The organism is Bifidobacterium sp. LH_558, assembly GCF_056356295.1.
Genome location: NZ_JBKETZ010000004.1, coordinates 228040 through 246249, shown reverse-complemented (window position 1 = coordinate 246249; position 18210 = coordinate 228040). Strand labels below are relative to the sequence as shown.

14 protein-coding genes are annotated in these 18210 nt (G+C 60.3%); 2 read left to right on the top strand and 12 right to left on the bottom strand.

Annotated features, from left to right (window positions below):
* Positions 1-92: 92 nt before the first annotated feature.
* The 5 genes from AC1AV0_RS07190 to AC1AV0_RS07170 all read right to left on the bottom strand — a co-directional run bounded on the left by AC1AV0_RS07190 (position 93) and on the right by AC1AV0_RS07170 (position 7264).
* The gene (locus AC1AV0_RS07190) at positions 93-560 is read right to left on the bottom strand and encodes a hypothetical protein (protein ID WP_072725875.1); all 468 of its coding nucleotides are present in this window, start codon (positions 558-560) and stop codon (positions 93-95) included.
* A complete protein-coding gene (locus AC1AV0_RS07185) occupies positions 557-3607 on the bottom strand; it encodes a glycoside hydrolase family 3 protein (RefSeq protein ID WP_072725873.1) in 3051 nt (1016 codons plus the stop codon). The genes AC1AV0_RS07190 and AC1AV0_RS07185 overlap by 4 nt, the downstream gene beginning before the upstream one ends.
* A gap of 17 nt (positions 3608-3624) precedes the next feature.
* Positions 3625-5079 carry a family 43 glycosylhydrolase gene (locus AC1AV0_RS07180; RefSeq protein ID WP_072725871.1) on the bottom strand — a complete coding sequence of 485 codons (1455 nt, stop codon included), beginning with the start codon at positions 5077-5079 and terminating at the stop codon, positions 3625-3627.
* Between the two features lie 146 nt (positions 5080-5225).
* Positions 5226-6557: an ATP-binding protein gene (locus AC1AV0_RS07175; RefSeq protein WP_083570220.1), complete on the bottom strand. Its 1332-nt coding sequence runs from the start codon at positions 6555-6557 to the stop codon at positions 5226-5228.
* Positions 6554-7264 carry a LytR/AlgR family response regulator transcription factor gene (locus tag AC1AV0_RS07170; RefSeq protein ID WP_072725868.1) on the bottom strand — a complete coding sequence of 237 codons (711 nt, stop codon included), beginning with the start codon at positions 7262-7264 and terminating at the stop codon, positions 6554-6556. The genes AC1AV0_RS07175 and AC1AV0_RS07170 overlap by 4 nt, the downstream gene beginning before the upstream one ends.
* Positions 7265-7432: 168 nt before the next feature.
* Between AC1AV0_RS07170 and AC1AV0_RS07165 the strand changes: the two genes are divergently transcribed.
* Complete coding sequence (locus tag AC1AV0_RS07165; protein ID WP_264298322.1) at positions 7433-7558, top strand: hypothetical protein; 126 nt, start codon at positions 7433-7435, stop codon at positions 7556-7558.
* Between the two features lie 593 nt (positions 7559-8151).
* Here AC1AV0_RS07165 and AC1AV0_RS07160 read toward each other — a convergent pair.
* Both AC1AV0_RS07160 and AC1AV0_RS07155 read right to left on the bottom strand, forming a co-directional pair.
* Entirely contained in the window at positions 8152-9498 is a 1347-nt protein-coding gene (locus AC1AV0_RS07160) for a glycoside hydrolase family 30 protein (protein ID WP_072725864.1), read from the bottom strand.
* Positions 9499-9600: 102 nt separating this feature from the next.
* Positions 9601-10935 carry an MFS transporter gene (locus AC1AV0_RS07155; protein ID WP_072725862.1) on the bottom strand — a complete coding sequence of 445 codons (1335 nt, stop codon included), beginning with the start codon at positions 10933-10935 and terminating at the stop codon, positions 9601-9603.
* Positions 10936-11251: 316 nt separating this feature from the next.
* On the opposite strand from AC1AV0_RS07155, the gene AC1AV0_RS07150 reads away from it, so the two are divergent.
* A complete protein-coding gene (locus AC1AV0_RS07150; RefSeq protein ID WP_072725860.1) occupies positions 11252-11875 on the top strand; it encodes a TetR/AcrR family transcriptional regulator in 624 nt (207 codons plus the stop codon).
* Here the strand turns inward: AC1AV0_RS07150 and AC1AV0_RS07145 are convergent.
* The 5 genes from AC1AV0_RS07145 to AC1AV0_RS07125 all read right to left on the bottom strand — a co-directional run bounded on the left by AC1AV0_RS07145 (position 11872) and on the right by AC1AV0_RS07125 (position 18210).
* Entirely contained in the window at positions 11872-13992 is a 2121-nt protein-coding gene (locus AC1AV0_RS07145; protein WP_476572558.1) for a beta-galactosidase, read from the bottom strand. The two genes, AC1AV0_RS07150 and AC1AV0_RS07145, sit on opposite strands and share 4 nt — an antisense overlap.
* Before the next feature lie 119 nt (positions 13993-14111).
* Positions 14112-14744, bottom strand: coding sequence for a TetR/AcrR family transcriptional regulator (locus AC1AV0_RS07140; protein ID WP_476572597.1), 633 nt, complete (start codon positions 14742-14744; stop codon positions 14112-14114).
* A 167-nt stretch (positions 14745-14911) separates the two neighbouring features.
* Positions 14912-15910 carry a class C sortase gene (locus AC1AV0_RS07135; RefSeq protein ID WP_476572556.1) on the bottom strand — a complete coding sequence of 333 codons (999 nt, stop codon included), beginning with the start codon at positions 15908-15910 and terminating at the stop codon, positions 14912-14914.
* Complete coding sequence (locus AC1AV0_RS07130) at positions 15894-16349, bottom strand: hypothetical protein (RefSeq protein ID WP_476572554.1); 456 nt, start codon at positions 16347-16349, stop codon at positions 15894-15896. The genes AC1AV0_RS07135 and AC1AV0_RS07130 overlap by 17 nt, the downstream gene beginning before the upstream one ends.
* 109 nt (positions 16350-16458) lie before the next feature.
* Positions 16459-18210, bottom strand: a complete 1752-nt coding sequence (locus tag AC1AV0_RS07125) for a SpaA isopeptide-forming pilin-related protein (protein WP_476572552.1) — start codon at positions 18208-18210, stop codon at positions 16459-16461.

Genomic DNA, 18210 nt, shown 5'->3' with positions numbered 1-18210 from the left:
TGTTTCAGAGGGAATTGAGGAGGCCATACGGCCCGCCGCCAGGAAAGAGGAATGAAACCGGAGGCGGGCCATATGACCACGAGGGGAATCGGTCAGGCCGTCACCGGCTGGACGACCGTTTCCGCGGATGCTGGTGCGACGCGGTTGAAGAATCCCGCCGCACATACCGCGACGACCGCAAGCAGGTAGCAAGCGATACCCGCGAACGCCGTGTACAGGGCCTGATGCGCGGCGACGTTTCCGGCTTCCAGCGAGGATCCGAGAATCAGGGCCACGGATTCGGCACGAGCGGCGATGTACTGCACCATCGTGACGATGCCAAGCACGCCCGCGATCGGATAGATTGCATCGATCCACTGCCGGTTGCCCATAACCGCTTCCAGTACGATAGGTGCGGCGATGAACACAACGGTCACCACACCGAGCACCGGCACGAGCAACGCGAAGTCACCGTAATAGCTTCCGGTCGCATTGATGACGTAGACCACGGTCCCTGCCAAGGCGAACAGCGCGGACAGTGCCAGCAGGATGTTTCCCACGCCGATTTTCTTCTTGCTCATCGTTCGATTTCCTTTCCGCTCTTGCGCAGCGCGCGAGCATACATCGTCAGGGACAGCACCGTCAGCGCCAGCGCGGCCGCAATGAACGCCGCGTAGCTCCAACGCCACCATGTCATATTCGTCACCACACGAGAGGTGCTGTTCAGGCCGTTCATGGCGTTCGAATTCGCGAGGGCGTAGAACAGGTACTTCGTGTTGTCTCGGAGGGCCTGCACGAACTGACGATCGCCGCTGACGCCCTCCACGGTCATGTACTGCCAGGAACCGGAGCTGCCGATCTGGCTGTCGGAGCTGATGCCCATCAGCGTGGTGCCGCCGATGACGGATTCCTTGGCGGACATGTAATCCGTGACGTCCTTCATCGAGAACACGATATCGGTCATCAGGAAGCCCTGATATCCCCATTCTCCGCGCAGGATGTTCTGCATCAGGCCGACATGTCCGGACGAGTAGGTGACGCCGACGCGGTTCATGGAGGTCATCAGGCCGTTCATGCCCGCGTCCACCATGCCTTCGAAGCCGCGAAGCTCAGTTTCACGGGCCTTCTGCTCGTTCATGAACACGCTGATGCCCATGCGGCCGGATTCCTGGTCGTTGAAGGCCAGATGCTTGGGAACGATGATCGTGCCCTTCTCCCTGGCGGCGGCCACCACGGCGCTGGCGCAGTAGTTCGTTACCATCGGATCTTCCGAATAGTATTCGTCGTTGCGTCCGTTATACGGCGTGCGCTGGTTGTTCACACCCGGAGCGAAGAAGATCGTGGTGTTCGTCCACAGCGAGTCGTTGCCGAACAGCGCGCCTTGCGCGGTGGCGAGGTCCTTGTTGAAGGTCGAGGCGACGATGGGCTCGCAGACATAGTCGTTGGGCTTGTAGGTCGCGTTCGGATCGTCTTCGGACACGTACGTCGGGGAGTCGGGATCGGTGCTGCGGGTGGCAAGGTCGGTTCCGTTGATGCCGCCGGGGCCATCCGATTCGAGCGCATTGACGATTTCGTCGACGGATTCGTACTTCTTGGGCTGGGTGCCGCCAACTCGAATGCCGTAGAGCGCGTCCTCAAGCGTGACGCCGTCCATGATCTCTTCCCAGCGCTCGTCATCGAAGTCGGCACCCTTCATCTCCAAGAAGGAGACGCTGCTTTCCTCTTCGGGGAAGATGTCGCTGGTGTCCTCATCGGTTTTCATCTCGTAGAAGTCCGACTGCATGTACGGCTGCATCTCGTCGGTGATTGCGATGTCCGTGTAGGACTTGGGCCACGTGCCCTCCCAATCGGAGCGGCTGAGATATGTCACCGTGCCTTCCTGCCAATAGTTGAGATCCATATCGTCAAGCTGGTTGGTGATTTCGGTGCCGTTCTCGCTGGTGGCATAGGTGGTGTCGTCGAACTCATCCTGATGCCAGGTGTAGGTCAACGAGCTGTCACCATCGGCGGTCATACCGTCGGCGGTGTCATAACCCTGCGCGGCGAGGATATTGTTCAATGCGTCATGCGCACCATTGCCGATGGCCACATAGTAGTCGCCGGCGTCCATAATGTAGGTTTTCGCGGTGGTGTAGTCGTAGCTGGCGAGATACTTCAACTCAAACGTGGTCGAAACGGTCTGGGATTCGCCGGGCTGCAGCTCATCGGTTTTGACGTAGTCCATCAGCTGCACGCCGGCTTTCTCGACATTGTTCTGCTTGTCGTAGTCGGTGTACGGCGACTGCGCGTAAACCTGCACGACGTCCTTGCCCGCCACGCTACCAGTGTTGGTCACCGTCGCGGTCACAGTCATCGTATGGTTCTCGTCGTCGGCCTCGACCGAGTCGAGTCGCTGCTCAAAGGTGGTGTAGCTTAGGCCTTCGCCGAATCCGTAGACGATTTCATCCTCGTAGTTCCACGCATCGCCGTCGATGGATCCCGTTGCGGAATCCGCGTTGCCTTGGTCGGCGACGGCATCGGCGTAGCGGGTTTCGTAATACTTGTATCCGGAGTAGATGCCTTCGGCTTCGACCAGATACATCGACTCCATCTGGTCTCCCTTGTTGGCGTATTCGTAGTTGCCGAAGTTCACCATGGCGGGAGACGACTGCGAGTTCGCCGCGTAGGTGCTCGTCAGATGACCGGAGGGGCTTTCCTCTCCGTTGAGCACGTCGGCCACGCCGTTGAAACCGTAGACGCCGGGCAGACCGACCCACATAATCGCGTCGATTTGGTCGTTATCCGCCAGATCGCCGATTTCAAGCTGGTTCACGGCGTTGATCAGTACGACGACCTTATCGAAATTCTGGCAGGCGAGATCGATCATCGCGCGTTCCTCGTCGTTCAACGCCAACGCGTTCGCGCCGCTTTCGCCTTCGGCCAATCCGTCATCGCCGGGCAGATAGTCCGCTGCTTCGGAGGCGGAGCGCCCCACGACCACGATCGCGGCGTCCGAATACTCGGCGAAGGAATCCTGGTAGCCTGCCGCATGCTCTTCGTATGCGGACAACGGCGGCTCTCCGACCGCGTACTGTCCCGGAACCGGGCCGATGAACGTGGAGGTCAATGCGCCCGGACGATAGGGGTAGATGTCGTTGCCTTGGTCGTCCTTACCATCGGTGACATTGCCGAGCGTCTCATACAGGGCGGTCATGGTCGGATTGACCTCGAAACCACCATCCGTCAGCGCCTGTTCCAAAGACACCGCGTTCTCTTCGTCGACGGAGCCTCCGAATTCGGGACCATAGTACGGGTAGTGGCTCGTCGCTCCGAACAGCGTGACCTTGTCTCCGCTGCTCAGCGGCAACGTGCCGTTGTTCTTGAGCAGTACGCTGCCTTCCTCGCTCAGCTGCTCGTTGAGGTCTTTGTGGGCCTGCACCAATTCGTCGGTGGTGGTGTAGTCCGAAGTGTAGGTGTAGGTGTCGCTTGCCGTTTTGTCGCTGGTTTGGATCGAGCTGGAGGTGGTGCCGAGGTTCTGGTCCAAAGACTCCTTCCAGCTTTCGCACACCGTGGCCACTCCCACGGATAATGCCAGTAACGAGGCGGTGATGGTCGTGAATCCACGCCATACGTTTGTCTTGCGGGACATCCGCTGCTCTCCTTGTTCTAGTTCAGTTCAAATTGATGGAAATCAAAGGCGCCGGTGCCTTCAAAAGTGAAGTACAGCGCTTGCGCTCCCGTCTGCGGCTTCAATGCCGCCGCGGGGAACGTGGTGATGCGTGTGGACGGCGTGACGTCGATGCTGGCGACCGGTTCGCCGTGCATACGAGTCGACACCACCATCCGTCCGCGCGCGTTGCCCTTGCCGCTGATGGCGATCCGTCGCGTATCGTCCAGCGCGAAGTATTTGAAGCCGGCGGTCGCGCCGTTTCTCATATTCGCGATGTACTGGTCCGGATTGCTTTCGCGGTCTTTCCCGGTTTGCGTGAAATAGGGCTCGTGGCCTTTGAGTCCTCTGAACGCTCCGTAGAATCGGGTGCCCTTGGCGGACATCAGATTGCAGGCGATTCTTGCCTCATATACTCCTTTCCCTGTGAGCGGGCCCCCGTTGAGTCCGCACGACGTCGTTTCGACCTGCAGGAACCTGCCATCCTCGAACCGGATTTCCTCGGCGCAGGCCTGCCGGGAGAACTGGTGCCGGTTCGTTTGGCGATGGTAGAAGACGTAGTATTTGCCGTTGAGTTCAATCAGGCTGCCGTGGTTGTTGCCGGTGAAGTTGGTCGCCTTCTGGGCGGTGCGTCCGTCGAGTCCGATGTCTCCGTTGGAGATCAGCACGCCGCCGAAGCGGAATCCGCTCACCGGATTGTCGCTGGTCGCATAGCACAGTTCGTGGCTCAACTGCGAGCTGTAGACGAAATAGTAGGTGTCGCCGAATTTGCGCATCGAGGCGGCCTCCAGGAACTCGTGCCCCTCATAGCCCGTGCCCTCGGCGGCGCCCGGTCCGGGCACGCCGATGTAGTGCACATCCTCATAGCCGGGCTTGATGGTGAGCATGTCGGGTTCGAGCTCGAACACCATGGCACCCTTGACGGTGGGTTTCTCGCCGTGCAGCAGAATCGGATTGGACTGCAGCGCGAATCCGGAATACAGGTAGATGCGGCCGTCGTCGTCCACGAACACGCCGGGGTCGAACATCTTCGGCTCGTTGCGCATGCCCAACGCCACACCGTCGGCGTATTTGACCACGCCAAGATACTCATAGCGTCCGGCGGGCTCGTCGCAGACGGCCACCTTGATGTAGTGGTCGCCCATGAAGTAGAAGAAATAGTAGCGTCCGTCCGGCCCTTGGCACATGTCGGGGGCGGCGAATCCGTACTGGATGCGGTTGCGGTTGCCGTGCGGATCCTGATCTCGCGAAAAAATCACGCCCTCGTAGCGCCAGTCGGCCAGGTCGTTCAGCGGAGCGGACCAGCACACGTAGTCGTTGAGGCAGAAGCTGTAGCCGTTGAACCGGTCGTGGGAGCCGTACAGGTACACGCGGTCGCCCCACACGTGCGGTTCGCCGTCGGGCACATACTCGTAGCTCGGCAGATACGGGTTGAAGGCCTGAAGCGCTGCCATGGGAGAACCTCCTCGTCTCGTTCGTCACGTTGTTGTGATGGTTCCAACGTACCGAACGCGGCATGGGAGAAGGGCCCGGCGAACGCCATCGGTGGCGATTATGCCGTGAACTGTCATTCTGCGACGCGATCGGGCAGTTCGCCGGATTAGGCCGAGCGCACGGGAATCAGCATACGCAGGATGAAACGACCGTCATCGACCCGCGCGGTGATGGAGCCGCCGTAGCGTTCCACGATCTCACGCATGCTTTTGAATCCGAAGCCGTGATTGACATCGTCACCTTTGGTACTGCGCGGCACGCCTTTGTCGAAAGAGACCGGCCCCTCGCATCCGTTCTCGACGCAGATCTGCACGAAGCCCTTGCGCTCCGCGACCGAGCAGAGGACCTGCCGGCGGTCGGCGTCGCGCACGCGGCCGGCCGCTTCGATGGCGTTGTCCAAAGCGTTGCCGAACAGCGAGCTCAAATCCATCGGATCAATGAATTCCAGGCTCTCCCCCTGCGCCACGCATTGCAGTTGGATGCCGAGCGTGCGGCATCGTTCGGTTTTCATGGTGAGCATCGTGTCGAGCACGTCGTTGCCGGTGCGGTAGGCGGCCTCATACGCACCGATCTCCCGCTCGAGTCGGTCGAGATGCGCGTTCGCGTCACCGCCTTCGGCCCGCAGCAGCGCGATCTGATGTTTGAGGTCATGATATTTGCGGTTCACCACATCCATGCTCTCTTTGGAGATGCGGTAGCTGTTGTACTGCATCTGCAGCATGGAGCGCAGCGCCGCCTGCTCCACCTCGAGGTTCCGTTCGCGCATCTGCAGGTCGAATACGAACAGCATGGCCACACCGGCGAAATCGGTCATCGTGCGGATGATGAACAACTCGCCCGACAGCGTGGTGCTGAACGGAGTGTCCGAAAGCACATAGCTGATATTGCTCAGCGAATAAGCGAACAGACCGATGAACACCACCGTCAGCAGATCGTTCCAACGCACGCGCAATTCCGGGCCGGAGCCGCGACTGCGCCGGGTGAGCAACCACGCCGCCGAGAATACCGCGGCATGGATCACCACCAGACACGCCACGTTCGCCACCTGCACGCTGGGCACCGACCAGCGGCTGATCAGATAGTAGTAGATCTGGTATTCAAGCGAGGCGGCGAACTCCCCCAGCATCACCACCTGCACCGTGTAGTATCCGGCCTGCATGGCGTTCAACCGGCACGTCGCGAGGATGAAAACGAACACCACCGCCATGCACAACGCGACGCTGGGCACGTACAGCATCATGGGAATGCCGTCGGTCAGCCGCATCCACCCCTCCAGCAGGCCGATCGCGCCCAGCGACAGGGCGGTGGTGCGCCACCAGTCGAAGCGGCGCGGCATACGCGCCACGCACAGCACCAGCGCGGCCAACCAGTAGGCGAACATGTAGTAGCTGCCGGGGGTTTCGACCAGCGTCATATCCATGGGATTATCCGGACTCATAACGCCGTCTCCCCCATGCGGTCGTTAAGCGCGTCCAGCAAGGGCTTGCGGCGGGCGCGGCTGACGATCACCGTCTCGTCTCCGATCAGCACGTCGGATCCGTTGAGCCCGTCCACATAGTCGAGGTTGATCAGGAACATCTTGTTGCAGCGGAAGAACACGCTCCTGTCGAGTTTCTCCTCCAGCTCGCGCATGGTGACGCGGGCGGCCATGTCGCCGTTGGTCGTGTGCAGCACCAGCGTATGGTCGCGCACCTCGACGTATCGGATGGCGTCGGTGCGCACGCGCTGGAAGCCGCCCGCCATGGGCAGCGTCACGAAACTCCCCTGCCGCCTGCGCAGGCTGCGGACCGCACGCTCGAAATGCTGGCGGAACGTGCCGTAGGTCATGGGTTTGAGGATGTAGTCGAACGCGCCCACCTCATACCCCTTCATCGCGTATTGGGGTGCGTTGGTGACGAAGATGATAGTGACGGCGTCGTCGGTTCTGCGGATTTCGGCGGCCGCGTCCATGCCGTTCATGAAGCGCATCTCGATATCCATCAGGATGATGTCGCAGCCGGGCTTGTACTGCTTGGCGATGCCGTCGCCGTCCTCATAGGTCGTCACTTCGACGCGCTCGCCGCACTCGCGGCCGTAGCGCTGCAGAAAGTCGCACATCTGCGTGCGGCAATCGTCGTCATCCTCCACAACGGACACTGAAAGCACCACATCATCCTTCCGTCCGGCCCATACCCGTCTGCTCTCCGATATTACATGCGCGTAAAAATCAGATACAACGATCTCATCCCACACGTCTAACATCCAGCAGTCAATTAAACAGACATTACCCGCGCATCTTTCCAGAGCACATATCGAAAGTGATAGCCTTTTCATATGAAAACGCCATCAAAGAAGACGCCCCTGGAATTCGACCAAATCTTCGACGAGGGCGAAGAAGACATCACCCAGTATCTCGACATGGACACCGCCCATCGCCCCAACCGGCAGAAGAAGTCATAAGGAATGGGGTGCCGCAATGTGTGGAATGAGTCACAAAGAAGGAACGGGAGGCGCAAACTCCCGGAGGAGAGCCCCTATATTGATTCAGGCGCTTGTCTGGATAATATCGCTTGTGGTCATATGGGTGTTCCCGTCAGTTCTGTCGATTTATGGCGTGCTATGGATTGTTCTCCCATGCCAGCTTCTTTATATCGGCTTCAAATCGGGGAGATCTCATCGAGGCGTATGCGCAAACCTGCTGACCATACTGCTTTCAGGGATATTGTCGTTGATTGCGACGATGATCATCGGCACATCGTTAAATATGTTCCGTGGATGGAATATCTACTTTCCGCCGCTCGATTACCTCATACTCGGCTTCGTTTTTTCCTCAGTCGGAGTGCTGCTTTCCATTGCGACGCACTGGATAAAGACTCATCACCCTCGATGATGATTTTACGGAGCGTCCACGTTTCGATTGGCAGCGGCCTACGGATTCCAGCTACGATTCGGATACCCATCGCGATGTGGGGAAACAAGACTAAGAAAACGTCTTGCGGCACATCCTTTCCGGATGGGCCGCAAGACGTTTTCTTATGACTTCAGCCGCTCCCCTAGTCCAGCACGAAGGTGTTGAAGGAGCGCGGGGCGAGGGTGGCCTTGATGCCGCGCGAGGCGTCGGCCGGGTCCGCGAATTCGAACGGCATCTCCGTTTCGAGCGCGTTCTGCGCCACGACGGCGATGGTGCCATCGGGGTTGCGGAAGGCGATGGCCATGGAGTTGAAGTGGCCGGTGGTGCCGAGCACCTTCGCGCCGGGGCGCACGAATTGCGAGAAGTGGCGCATCACGTAGTATTCGGGATTGCGGCGCACCTCATGGGTGTCGGCGGTGATGGTGAACAGGGAGTTCTGCCACCATCCCCATGTGGAATCCTGGTCGTCGAGGATCATATTCCAGTAGGTGTAGGCGGTGGCGCCGTTGCGCAGGTAATGGTTGATCAGGTGGAAGATGTATTCCGCATACTCCCAGCTGTTGTCGCCCATACCACATTCTGATTCGGACTGGATCAGCTCGATCTCGGGCCACGACTCGTGCGTGCGGGCGATGCAGTTCTGCCCGGCCCACTGGTAGGCGATGCCCTTGATGTACTTGCGCGCCTCGTCGTCGAAGAGGATGTTGTCGACGTAACGGTTGTAGTTGTTCAGACGCATGCCGTAACCGCCGCCGGTCCATGCCATGTCTTCGGGGCCGTTGAGCGTGCCCAGCCAGATGTCGGTGTCAAGCCCGGCCTCCTCGAACGCGGGGCCGAGATAGTCGCGGATGAACACCTTCATCGCCTCGGAGTCCCACAGGGCGCTGGGGAACTTCTGGTCGGCGAACACCTCGTTCTGCACATGCAGCTGGTTGACGGTGATGCCATGCTCGGCATAGGCCTGCACATACTTGACCAGATACTTGGCGTAGGCCTTGAGATTCTCCGGAGTTTGGATCAGACGGCCGTAGTTGTAGGCCTTCGGGCGCTTCATCCAGGTGGGCGGCGACCACGGGCTGGAGAACAGCTGCATGTCGGGCTGCCACTCCTGGGCGCGGTGGATGTACGGAATCAGCGTGCTTTCGTCGTTTTCGACGGAGAAATGCTCCATCTCATAGTCGCCTTCGATCTCGTCGTAGCTGTACCAATGGTCGGCGAAGTCGTTGGCGGCGACGGGCGCGCGGTTGAAGGTGAAGTTCATCTCGTCGGGGCTGAACAGCTCCTTGATGATCTGGTCGCGCTCCTCTTCGCTCACCTGCTGCAAGGGCAGCCAGCCGAGCTCGTTGAAGCAGCCGCCGAAGCCGCGCAGGGCTTGGAATTCCTCGCCGGTGAGCTGCAGGTCGGGGGCGGTGGTGGCGCCGGTGGCGGCGATGTCGGCCGAGCGGTCCTCAAGTTTGTTCTCTTGCGTCGTGGCGATCCACGTGGTCATATCATGCTCCTTTGCATGGGATTGGAAAAGTATTGGGAATAGGGAACGCCCCGCGTCCGGCCGACTGGAAGCCGCCCTGACGCGGGGCGCTGGGAGAAGGGATCACTTGACGTTCTTGATGACCATGATGAAGAAGCATCCGATGATTGCCAGGGCGATGGAGATGGGGAACGCGAAGGCGTAGCCCAGGGACAGCACGATGGCGCTCATGATGATCGGGCCGACCATCTGGCCGAGGGTGGTGGCGAGGTTGAGGATGCCGAGGTCCTTGCCGGCCTCCTCCTTGTTCGGCAGCACGTCCACAAGCAGGGCCTGGTCGACGGCGGAGTAGACCGCGTAGCCGAGGCCCGCGATGCCGGCGAAGAGGTACATGCCGGTGGTGGAGGGCATGATCCACGGCATGGCGATGCCGACGGCGAACAGCACGGAGGCGACGATCACGGGCAGCTTGCGGCGGCCGATGATGTCGGAGACCGGTCCGGAGATGAAGGAGCCGATCAGGGAGACGACCATGATGATGGAGGACATCACGGAGATCGTGACGGCGGACTCCTCGGCGGTCTGGCCCACGTAGTTCTGGATGATGTACAGCTGGTAGGCGAAGATCATCTGGTAGCTCACCAGCATGCAGAAGCGGCCGGCGAACGCCTTGTAGAAGTCGTGCGCGGTGGAGAACTTCGGCGGGCGGAAGCTCATGAGCACGTCCGCGAAGGAGCCCTTGTCCTTGGGCAGGAAGTCGGCCGGGCCCTCCTTGGGCATGATGAGCACGGAGACCAGACCACCGAGGAACATGAGCACGCCGGCGACGGCGAAGCCGGGGATCAGGTTGGTGATGAACAGGGCGCCGATCATGGTGCCGATGGGCGAGCCGATGGTGGCACCGGCGCCGTAGAAGGCGCTCATGGTGCCGCGGATGCCGGAGGGCACGCGGTCGGAGAGGATCGCGACCATCGGGGCGATCATGCAGTTGAGGCCGAACATGCAGGCGCAGTAGAACACGGTCAGCAGGACCGGGTTCGTGGTGGTGCCGGTCAGGAACAGGGTCACGCCGCCCAGGACCGCGCCGCCGAGGATGAACGGGGTGCGGCGGCCGAAGCGCGAGCGGGAGCGGTCGGAGAAGTTGCCGAACAGCAGGTTGGAGACGAGGGACGCGACCGCGGTGGCGGCGTTCACGATGCCCAGCAGGGCCTCGGGCTGGATGCCCTCGATGCTCTTGTAGTGCTCCGGCAGCAGCACGGCGGACACGATGCCCAGGCCGCTCATCCACAGGATGCCGAAGATCAGGAAGCCGGCGCCGTATCGCGCGACGGACAGCTTGTCCAGCGGGTTGCCGGTCGCCGGGGACAGGGCCGGGTCGGCGTTGGCGGCGGCGATGTTCGCGTTGTACGCGGCCAGACGCTCTTCCTTGGAGGGCGCGGCGGTAAACGGATCGCTCATTGGGAAACCTCTTTTCTTGCAAATCATGGACGTCATGGTCCGTACCGGTATACGGAATATTCGTGTGGTTATCGAGTATTTCGCAATCGGCGGTGATCTACTCCTCTTTGAGTTGTAGGGCAATCACCGTTCTTGTTTTCCAGTACTTAGTAATTGCTTAGTTAGATAATAATCCCATCTAACTAAAGCTGGAAATTCGGCGTGTCGCGCCGAGGAATCGACACCTCCTTCTCATTTACCTAGTACCTTGTAAGTAGACAAATTCATCTGATATGAGACCTGCCGCACGACGCGCGCACTCCAGAAAGGAGCGCCGATGAGACGACGCACACCCTCCCCCACCAAACGCATGAGCGCAGAGGACCGGCGCAGGCATATCCTGGACACCACCATCTCCTGCATCTCCCAGTTCGGGTTCTGGGGCTTCACCATCCGCGACGTGGCCGACGCCGAGGGCATCACCGAAGCCGGTCTGCTGTACTACTTCTCCGGCAAGGAGGAGCTGCTGGTGGAGGCGCTGAAGCACGCCGACCGCATCAACCAGATCGCCATCGCCGAACATCTCGGAGTCGAGGGCGTGACCGGCGACGTGCTCGCCGACGGCATCGCCTACCACTGCGACCACGGACTGAAGGCCATCCTCAACGCCACCGTGGAGACCAACGCAGCGCGGCCTGAGCTGGTGCGCCTCTACACCCTGCTGGAAAGCGAGGCCTTAAGCCAGGACCATCCGGCACATGAGTATTTCGAGGCGCGTGAGATCAATCTGCTCAAGGAGTACGCCTTCGCCGCCAAGCGCGATGGCGTGGCCGACCCCGAGCGCACCGCCGTGCAGGCGCTGTCCGCCATGGAAGGCTTGCAGCTGCGCTGGCTCAACGGTGCGCGCGAGGTCGATTTCGTCGGCGAGTGGAAGGCTCTGATCGACCTGCTGATTCCCTAGCCGGCGATCACCATCAGGTTCCAGCGGCCGATGGTCAGCTCGTCGCCGACCGCGACCTTGGCTCCGGCCTTGGCGGGCAGATCCGCCGAGGCCGCCTCATCCACCGTGCCCTCCGTGCCGACGACGACCGGAGCGACAACCACCTCGCCCGCGACGGGGCTGGCGACCGTAACCGGTTCGGCGGAGTAGTTGAGCAGGTAGGTGACGGTTTCGCCCTTGGCGTTCTCGCCCTGGCGCACCACAACAGAGCCCGCGAGCGCGGCGCCATCCGATTCGATGCCGGCGTTCGCCACGGCTTCGGCCAGCACGGCCTTCATGGCGTCGGCGTCGAGCACGGTGCCGATCCATTCGGCGCTGCCCTTGCCGAAGGCGTGGCGTGTGACGGCCGCATAATCCTTCCATGCATAGTGGCCGTAGGAGGCGAGCATGAGGGTGTCTGCGTCCGTGTTGAGCAGTTCGATCAGCGCTTCCGCGTCTGCCTGGGCAGCGCCGCTGAGCGCGCCGGCGAAGTCGACGGGCACGTTGCCCTTCGGGCGGGTGAACTGGTTGTAGGTCATGCCGAACACGTCGGTGAGGTTGTGCGGGGCGCGGTCGTGCCACACGGTCACCTCTTCGTCGGTGACGAAGGAGCGCAGCGTGGAGACGAGGTGGCCGCCGTTCGCCACGTAGTCGCGCAGGGTGTCGGTGGTGGCCTGCGGAGCGCAGTACAGGGCCGGGGTCACGACCATCGCGTACTTGGCGAGGCGTTCGGCCGGCGCGTCGACGGGCACGAAGTCGCATTCGATGTTGAGCGCGAACAGCGCGTCATACACGCGGCGCACCACATCGTTGTAGTTCATGCCCACGCCGTCGGGGAAGCCGGTTTCAAGGCGGAACCATTCGAGGGCGCTCAGCGCCTCGTTGCTCACCATGATGGCGACCTGATTGCGCTTGCGCAAATGCACGAGGCGCTCCCCCACCTGCGCGATCTCCTTGCCGAACACGCCGGCCTCACGGTAGGTGGGGTTCGGTTCCAGATCGTGGCTGATGAGGCCCTTCCAGTAGGTTTCGAAGGAGTTGTGGATGGAATGCCAATGCCAGTACATCACCGAGTCGGCGCCGGAGGCGAGGTGGCTGTAGGCCTGCAGGCGCAGCTGGCCGGGGAACGGCAGCCAGCCGTGCTGCCCCTGGGCTTCGGTTTCGAGCACGAGATAGTTGGCACCATCCTTGGTGGAGCGGGTCATGTCGCCGCCGAAGGCGATCTCCTTGCCGGTGAGTTCGTCTTCGGTGGGGTGGTAGATGTCCACGCCGGTGATGTCGAGGGCCCGGGAGGCCTTGAAGTGGTCGACCGCGGGCTGCACGCCGTAGGAGTAGCCGCGCCATTCGAAGTCGAAGTTCTGGGTGACGAACTGGCCTTCCTTGGCGTATTCGCGCACGATATCGGCCTGCCAGGCGAGGAATTCGGCCACCTGGGCGCGGCGGAACACGTCGAATTCGCCGCGCAGCGACTGGTTGATGGAGGCGGTCACGTCGGGGAAATCCTCCCACGCGTTGATGCGGTTCGACCAGTAGTCGAGGCCGAAATGCCCGTTGAGCGCGTCGAGGTCGTCGTTGAACTTGCCGCGCAGGTACTTGACGAACAGCGCCTGCATGTCGGCGGAGACGGAATCGTAGTACTTGGTCTCGTTGTCCACCTGATAGCCGATGACGGCCGGATGGTCGGCGACATGGCTGATGAGTTCGCGGATCACGCGCTCGCCGTAGAAGCGGTAGGCGGGGTTGACGATGTCCATGATCTGGCGGGAGCCGTACTTGCCTTCGCCGTTCGGGGTGACGGCCAGCACGTCCGGATGCATTTTGACCAGCCAGGTCGGCACGGCGTAGGTCGGGGTGCCCACGATCACGTCGATGCCGTGGCGGTGGGCGGCGTCGAGCGCGCGGTCGACATGGGAGAAGTCGAAGACGCCGGGCTGCGGCTCGCAAGTGCTCCATGTGGATTCGGCGATGCGGATCACGTTGATGCCGGCGTCCACCATCATCTGCATGTCGGTGTCGACGCGATCGAGATCCTTCATCATCAGGTATTCGTCGTAGTAGGCGGCGCCAAAGAGGATATGGTCAACCGTTGCTGCGCTCATCATAAACTCCTTTGTTTTATATCTAATGGGCATTAGATAATAGAAGGATAAGGGAAAGAAAAGACGTTGTCAAGTCCAGTCAACAACGTCTTTCTTACCTACCGAACGCAAGGTATATATCAGCGGTACCTATCCCACATCGGTGAGGGGAAAATCATCCGCTCGAACGCCAGCCATTCGTCGTACATATCGATCGGCGGCCTGCGCAGCCACCGCAGCTGGATGCCGTCCATCGCCTCGATGCACTGGCGCACCACCGGCCTCATCGACTCATCCCATGAGCCCAACTGCTCGGGGATCCTCCAGGGGAACTGGCTGTAATAGTCCCACACCGCATCCGGGCGGTTGCCGAAATACTCATGCATCGGATGGTCGGGGTTCAGCGACTCCGTTTGCAGAATCATATACATCTGCACCATCATGCGGCGGGCCGCGTTATGCCGCACCAAAAAACGCAGATACGACGGGAACGACAGGGCTTCGGGATCACTGCCGGGCAACCCGGACTTCAGAAAATCCTCCGGAGTGCCGGTGGTGTCGTAACTGTCCGTGACCAGCATTGACAGCAACCCCTCTTTGGTGCCGATATAGTGCAGCAGTCCGGGCTGGCTCATCCCCACCTCGTCGGCCACGTCTTTGAGCGAAATGCCGTTGAACCCCCGCTCGCTCACCAGACGGGTCGCGGCCTCGACGATTTCCTCCCGCCGCTCCTGCGGACTCTTGCGCACCCGCTTCTGCTTTTCATTCACCATACGCACCAGTGTATAGGCGACTTCCGTAATTTCGTTCACTGGCGGAAACTCAGTGAACGGGATTACACGAGAAAACGGCGACTTCCGTAATTCCGGTCGCTGAGAAAAACTCAGTGAACGGAATTACGGAAGTCGCCTATTTTCCGCGTAATTATATTCAGGTCAGTTCAGCACGACGCATGCGCGGGGCTTCCCGCCGCGCGCATCCTGGGCGAACGTCTGACGCGGCGAGCGATGAACACCATTGTCACGCCGGCGGCGAGGATGCCGAAGCCGGTTGTGAGGGCGATGGCGCGCGCGTCATACACATTCGAGGGTTCGGGGGCAGGGTAGGGCATGTTCACGCGCACTCCGGACACCAGCAGACGATGCGTGTTCACACCGTACGGCGTGCAGGTCATCAGGGTCACACGATCCTCGCCTTGCGTCACCCGCAGGGAACTGGTGTCGTCCGGCTCGATCACGCTGATGTTGTCGACCCGGTAGGCCAGGGTCTTCCCCAACACTTCGATGTAGAAGTAGTCGTCGAGTTCCAGCTCGTCCAGTCGGGTGAACATCGCGGCTTGGGTGAGGCCACGATGCCCGGTGATCACGGCATGGGTCGACGCCCCTCCCACCGGCAGCGAGGTGCCGTACAGATGCCCGGCGCCGGCGAGCAGAGTCTCTTCGCTGGTGCCGTGGCCGATCGGCAACGTCACCGAGATCTGCGGAATGCGAATCGTTCCCATCACTCCGCCTCCGGTATCGAGCAAGGATTGGTATTCCTCGTCTTTCGAAGCGATCGTGTCTTCGCCGCTGGCCTGGGACGCGCCCTGCGACGAAGAGAACGGATCCTTGGCATCGCCCAACACCGGCTGCCCGGATTGCGCGAGCCGCTCGTTGTACGATCTGGCCGCGGCCAATTCGTCTTCGGCCCGCGGATACACCCATTGCAGCACGCTCTGCTCACTGGTCTGCGACTCGCTCTCCAATCGCCGGGCCGATTGGAATTGCAAGGCCAGCGGATACACCCCCACGCACAACGCCACGGTCAGCAGTATCGTCGATATGGCGCGCAGCAGCGCATACCGGCGCCGCCACCGGCGCTGGGAAGCCGCGACATCCGCGATATCGATGACTTCCTCAAAACATAGTTCGGAGGCGATGTTTTCAGACTCTGCGTCCATCGACGCCTTTCCGTCCACGTACCAAGGCGAGTTCCTGCTCCAGTTCGACGATGCGCATAAGCTGCCATCGAATCACCGCGTCACGCGCATCGGGAACATTTCTCACCGACTTGCCCGGCGGCATACGCAGATCCGTATTCGACAGCATGCCGCCGCGTACGGAATCAAGCTCCTCCCCCACTTTCTGTTTCGACGCCGCCACCAATTCGGGATTCTCACGCCAGCGGGCGCTGCAACGTTCGATTCTTTTCAATCCCAACAGTCCGGAATCCATCCCCGCCCTGCGGAAGATGCGCGAGGGCGACTCTCCCCTCCAGTAACAGCGCAGGAACTCAATTTTGAACCATTCCGCATATTTGATGCGACCGGATTCACTCACCGACTCCACGGCCGGCAACGCGCTCAGGTAAGCGACCTCATCCATTGTGAACCTCCCCATATCGGACACGTCCTTTCCTTTAGCTAATCCATCCGCGTATTCCGCGCTGCACAAAGAAGGATGGGCGGAATGGCATACGCCACTCCGTCCATCCGTATTAATCATTCAATCACCGGTTGAACATGCGCTTGGCATCGCGGGCTTTGAAGCCCACGGCCAATGCCGCGCCCGCGACCAGCAGTGCGATCACGGAGAATATCGCGATGCCGCCCGCACCGGTCTTGGGCAGATTGGGAACCGTCAGGTTCTTCACCGTTTGATCCGTCCCATTGACCAGACCCCAGATGTCGTTGTTGCCTTTCATGGTGAAGGTGGAATTGTCCGAATCTTCAGTCGTGTTGGTGATCGTGATGGTGAAGGAAGCCATGATGCCCAAGAAACCTTCCGGCTGCTGGGTTTCGGTCACTACATAGGTGCCCGGTGCCAGACCTTCGAAGGTGAAGACACCGTCCTCGCTTTCGAACTCGTAGGGCTTACCATCACGGTCAATGAACGTCCAGTTGCCGTTGTCATCCTGCTCTCCCAGCCACTTACCGACATTGGCCTTGTCAGCCTCGGTGGAGTTATCCGCAGCATCGGTGAACTGCACCGTGAACTTGGCACCGTTCAGGGTCCTGCCGTTGGCATCGACCTTGGTGAAGCTGAAGTGGCCGGTGTACACCTTGTACTTGTAATGAGGGGTTTTACGTCCGCTGTTGTCGAGCCACGCTTCGTTCTCCGCGTACTCGCCACGGTTGCTGCTGATCTCATCATTCACAGTACCGGTGTACGTGATGACGATCGGTTGGCCTTCCAGATTATTCGACCAGTTGTTAAACAAGTAAGTGGTCAGATCGATGGTGAAGTACGCGTCCGCCGACTCTTTGACTTCGGCACCGACCTCACGGGTGCCCACGACGTTGGCTGGGGTCACCCAGTACTCAGTGCGGGGAAGCTCCTTACCGTCGATGAACACCTTGACGGTGGCAGTATCCACGGTCAGGCCCTTAGACGGGTAGTCGTAGATGCGGTAGAAGAAATCCTGCTCAGCCACACCGGCAAGATTCGGTACATTGAAGTTCTTCAGCGTGTAGTGGACTTCGTCGCCCACGCTCACGTTCAGACGATCGGCGGTTTTCACAAAGTCCTCGGCCTTGAGATTCACCGTTCCGCTGTCAGCCATCTTGTCCCACAGCGTTCCCACAATCATGGCCTGAGACGGGGTCTTACCTGCATCGCTGTTATTATCCACGAACAGGTACCAGCCAGCAGGCAGAGTCACCGTCGACTGCCAGCTGTTACCGCTTCCTGTTACGTTGGATAACGTCACCGTTGTGGCGGTACCCAACAATTCGACGTCTTCTTCCAACGCGTTCGCAAGCTGACGCATCGCCGCATCATCGAGCTTGCCCTTCACCAATACCCACAGCAGCGGATCAGAGACATCATCCGACTGCAGTGTTTTGGCATCATCCGGGAAGATCTCCGACAAAGCTAACGTGATGGCCGCTCTGGCATTGTCCGAAACGCTTATTTTGTTCGAGCCCGTCGTGTAATTGGCCAGCTTATAGGCGCTCAACGTACGGCCCGACAACTGATCCGCGCTTGAAGCGGTGAACGTCACGGTCTGCGAATCGTTCAATATTTCGTCGGCGGCGTTGGCTGTAGTGGCCCCCACCGCCAGACCAGCAACCGTCATGGCCACGGCAGCAAGGCTGGCCCACAGTTTTCTTATCTTCATTGGAATTTTCCCTTTCCTACTCTTTCGGAGCACATGGGTGTGGACCGAAAAATCAATCAATAATCCGATTGTTCTCTCGCGAACGCTGCAATATTCCAATCGGTTCCAGCTGCAATCGCCATAGGCGACCGCGAACGACAT

Excerpts from the sequence above, each read along its gene's own strand:
- AC1AV0_RS07140 (WP_476572597.1), bottom strand. The coding sequence starts at position 14,744 with ATGGTGAATGAAAAGCAGAAGCGGGTGCGCAAGAGTCCGCAGGAGCGG.
- AC1AV0_RS07145 (WP_476572558.1), bottom strand. The coding sequence starts at position 13,992 with ATGAGCGCAGCAACGGTTGACCATATCCTCTTTGGCGCCGCCTACTAC.
- AC1AV0_RS07190 (WP_072725875.1), bottom strand. The coding sequence starts at position 560 with ATGAGCAAGAAGAAAATCGGCGTGGGAAACATCCTGCTGGCACTGTCC.
- AC1AV0_RS07180 (WP_072725871.1), bottom strand. The coding sequence starts at position 5,079 with ATGGCAGCGCTTCAGGCCTTCAACCCGTATCTGCCGAGCTACGAGTAT.
- AC1AV0_RS07150 (WP_072725860.1), top strand. The coding sequence starts at position 11,252 with ATGAGACGACGCACACCCTCCCCCACCAAACGCATGAGCGCAGAGGAC.
- AC1AV0_RS07155 (WP_072725862.1), bottom strand. The coding sequence starts at position 10,935 with ATGAGCGATCCGTTTACCGCCGCGCCCTCCAAGGAAGAGCGTCTGGCC.
- AC1AV0_RS07135 (WP_476572556.1), bottom strand. The coding sequence starts at position 15,910 with ATGGACGCAGAGTCTGAAAACATCGCCTCCGAACTATGTTTTGAGGAA.
- AC1AV0_RS07130 (WP_476572554.1), bottom strand. The coding sequence starts at position 16,349 with ATGGGGAGGTTCACAATGGATGAGGTCGCTTACCTGAGCGCGTTGCCG.
- AC1AV0_RS07175 (WP_083570220.1), bottom strand. The coding sequence starts at position 6,557 with ATGAGTCCGGATAATCCCATGGATATGACGCTGGTCGAAACCCCCGGC.
- AC1AV0_RS07185 (WP_072725873.1), bottom strand. The coding sequence starts at position 3,607 with ATGTCCCGCAAGACAAACGTATGGCGTGGATTCACGACCATCACCGCC.
- AC1AV0_RS07125 (WP_476572552.1), bottom strand. The coding sequence starts at position 18,210 with ATGTCGTTCGCGGTCGCCTATGGCGATTGCAGCTGGAACCGATTGGAA.
- AC1AV0_RS07165 (WP_264298322.1), top strand. The coding sequence starts at position 7,433 with ATGAAAACGCCATCAAAGAAGACGCCCCTGGAATTCGACCAAATCTTC.
- AC1AV0_RS07160 (WP_072725864.1), bottom strand. The coding sequence starts at position 9,498 with ATGACCACGTGGATCGCCACGACGCAAGAGAACAAACTTGAGGACCGC.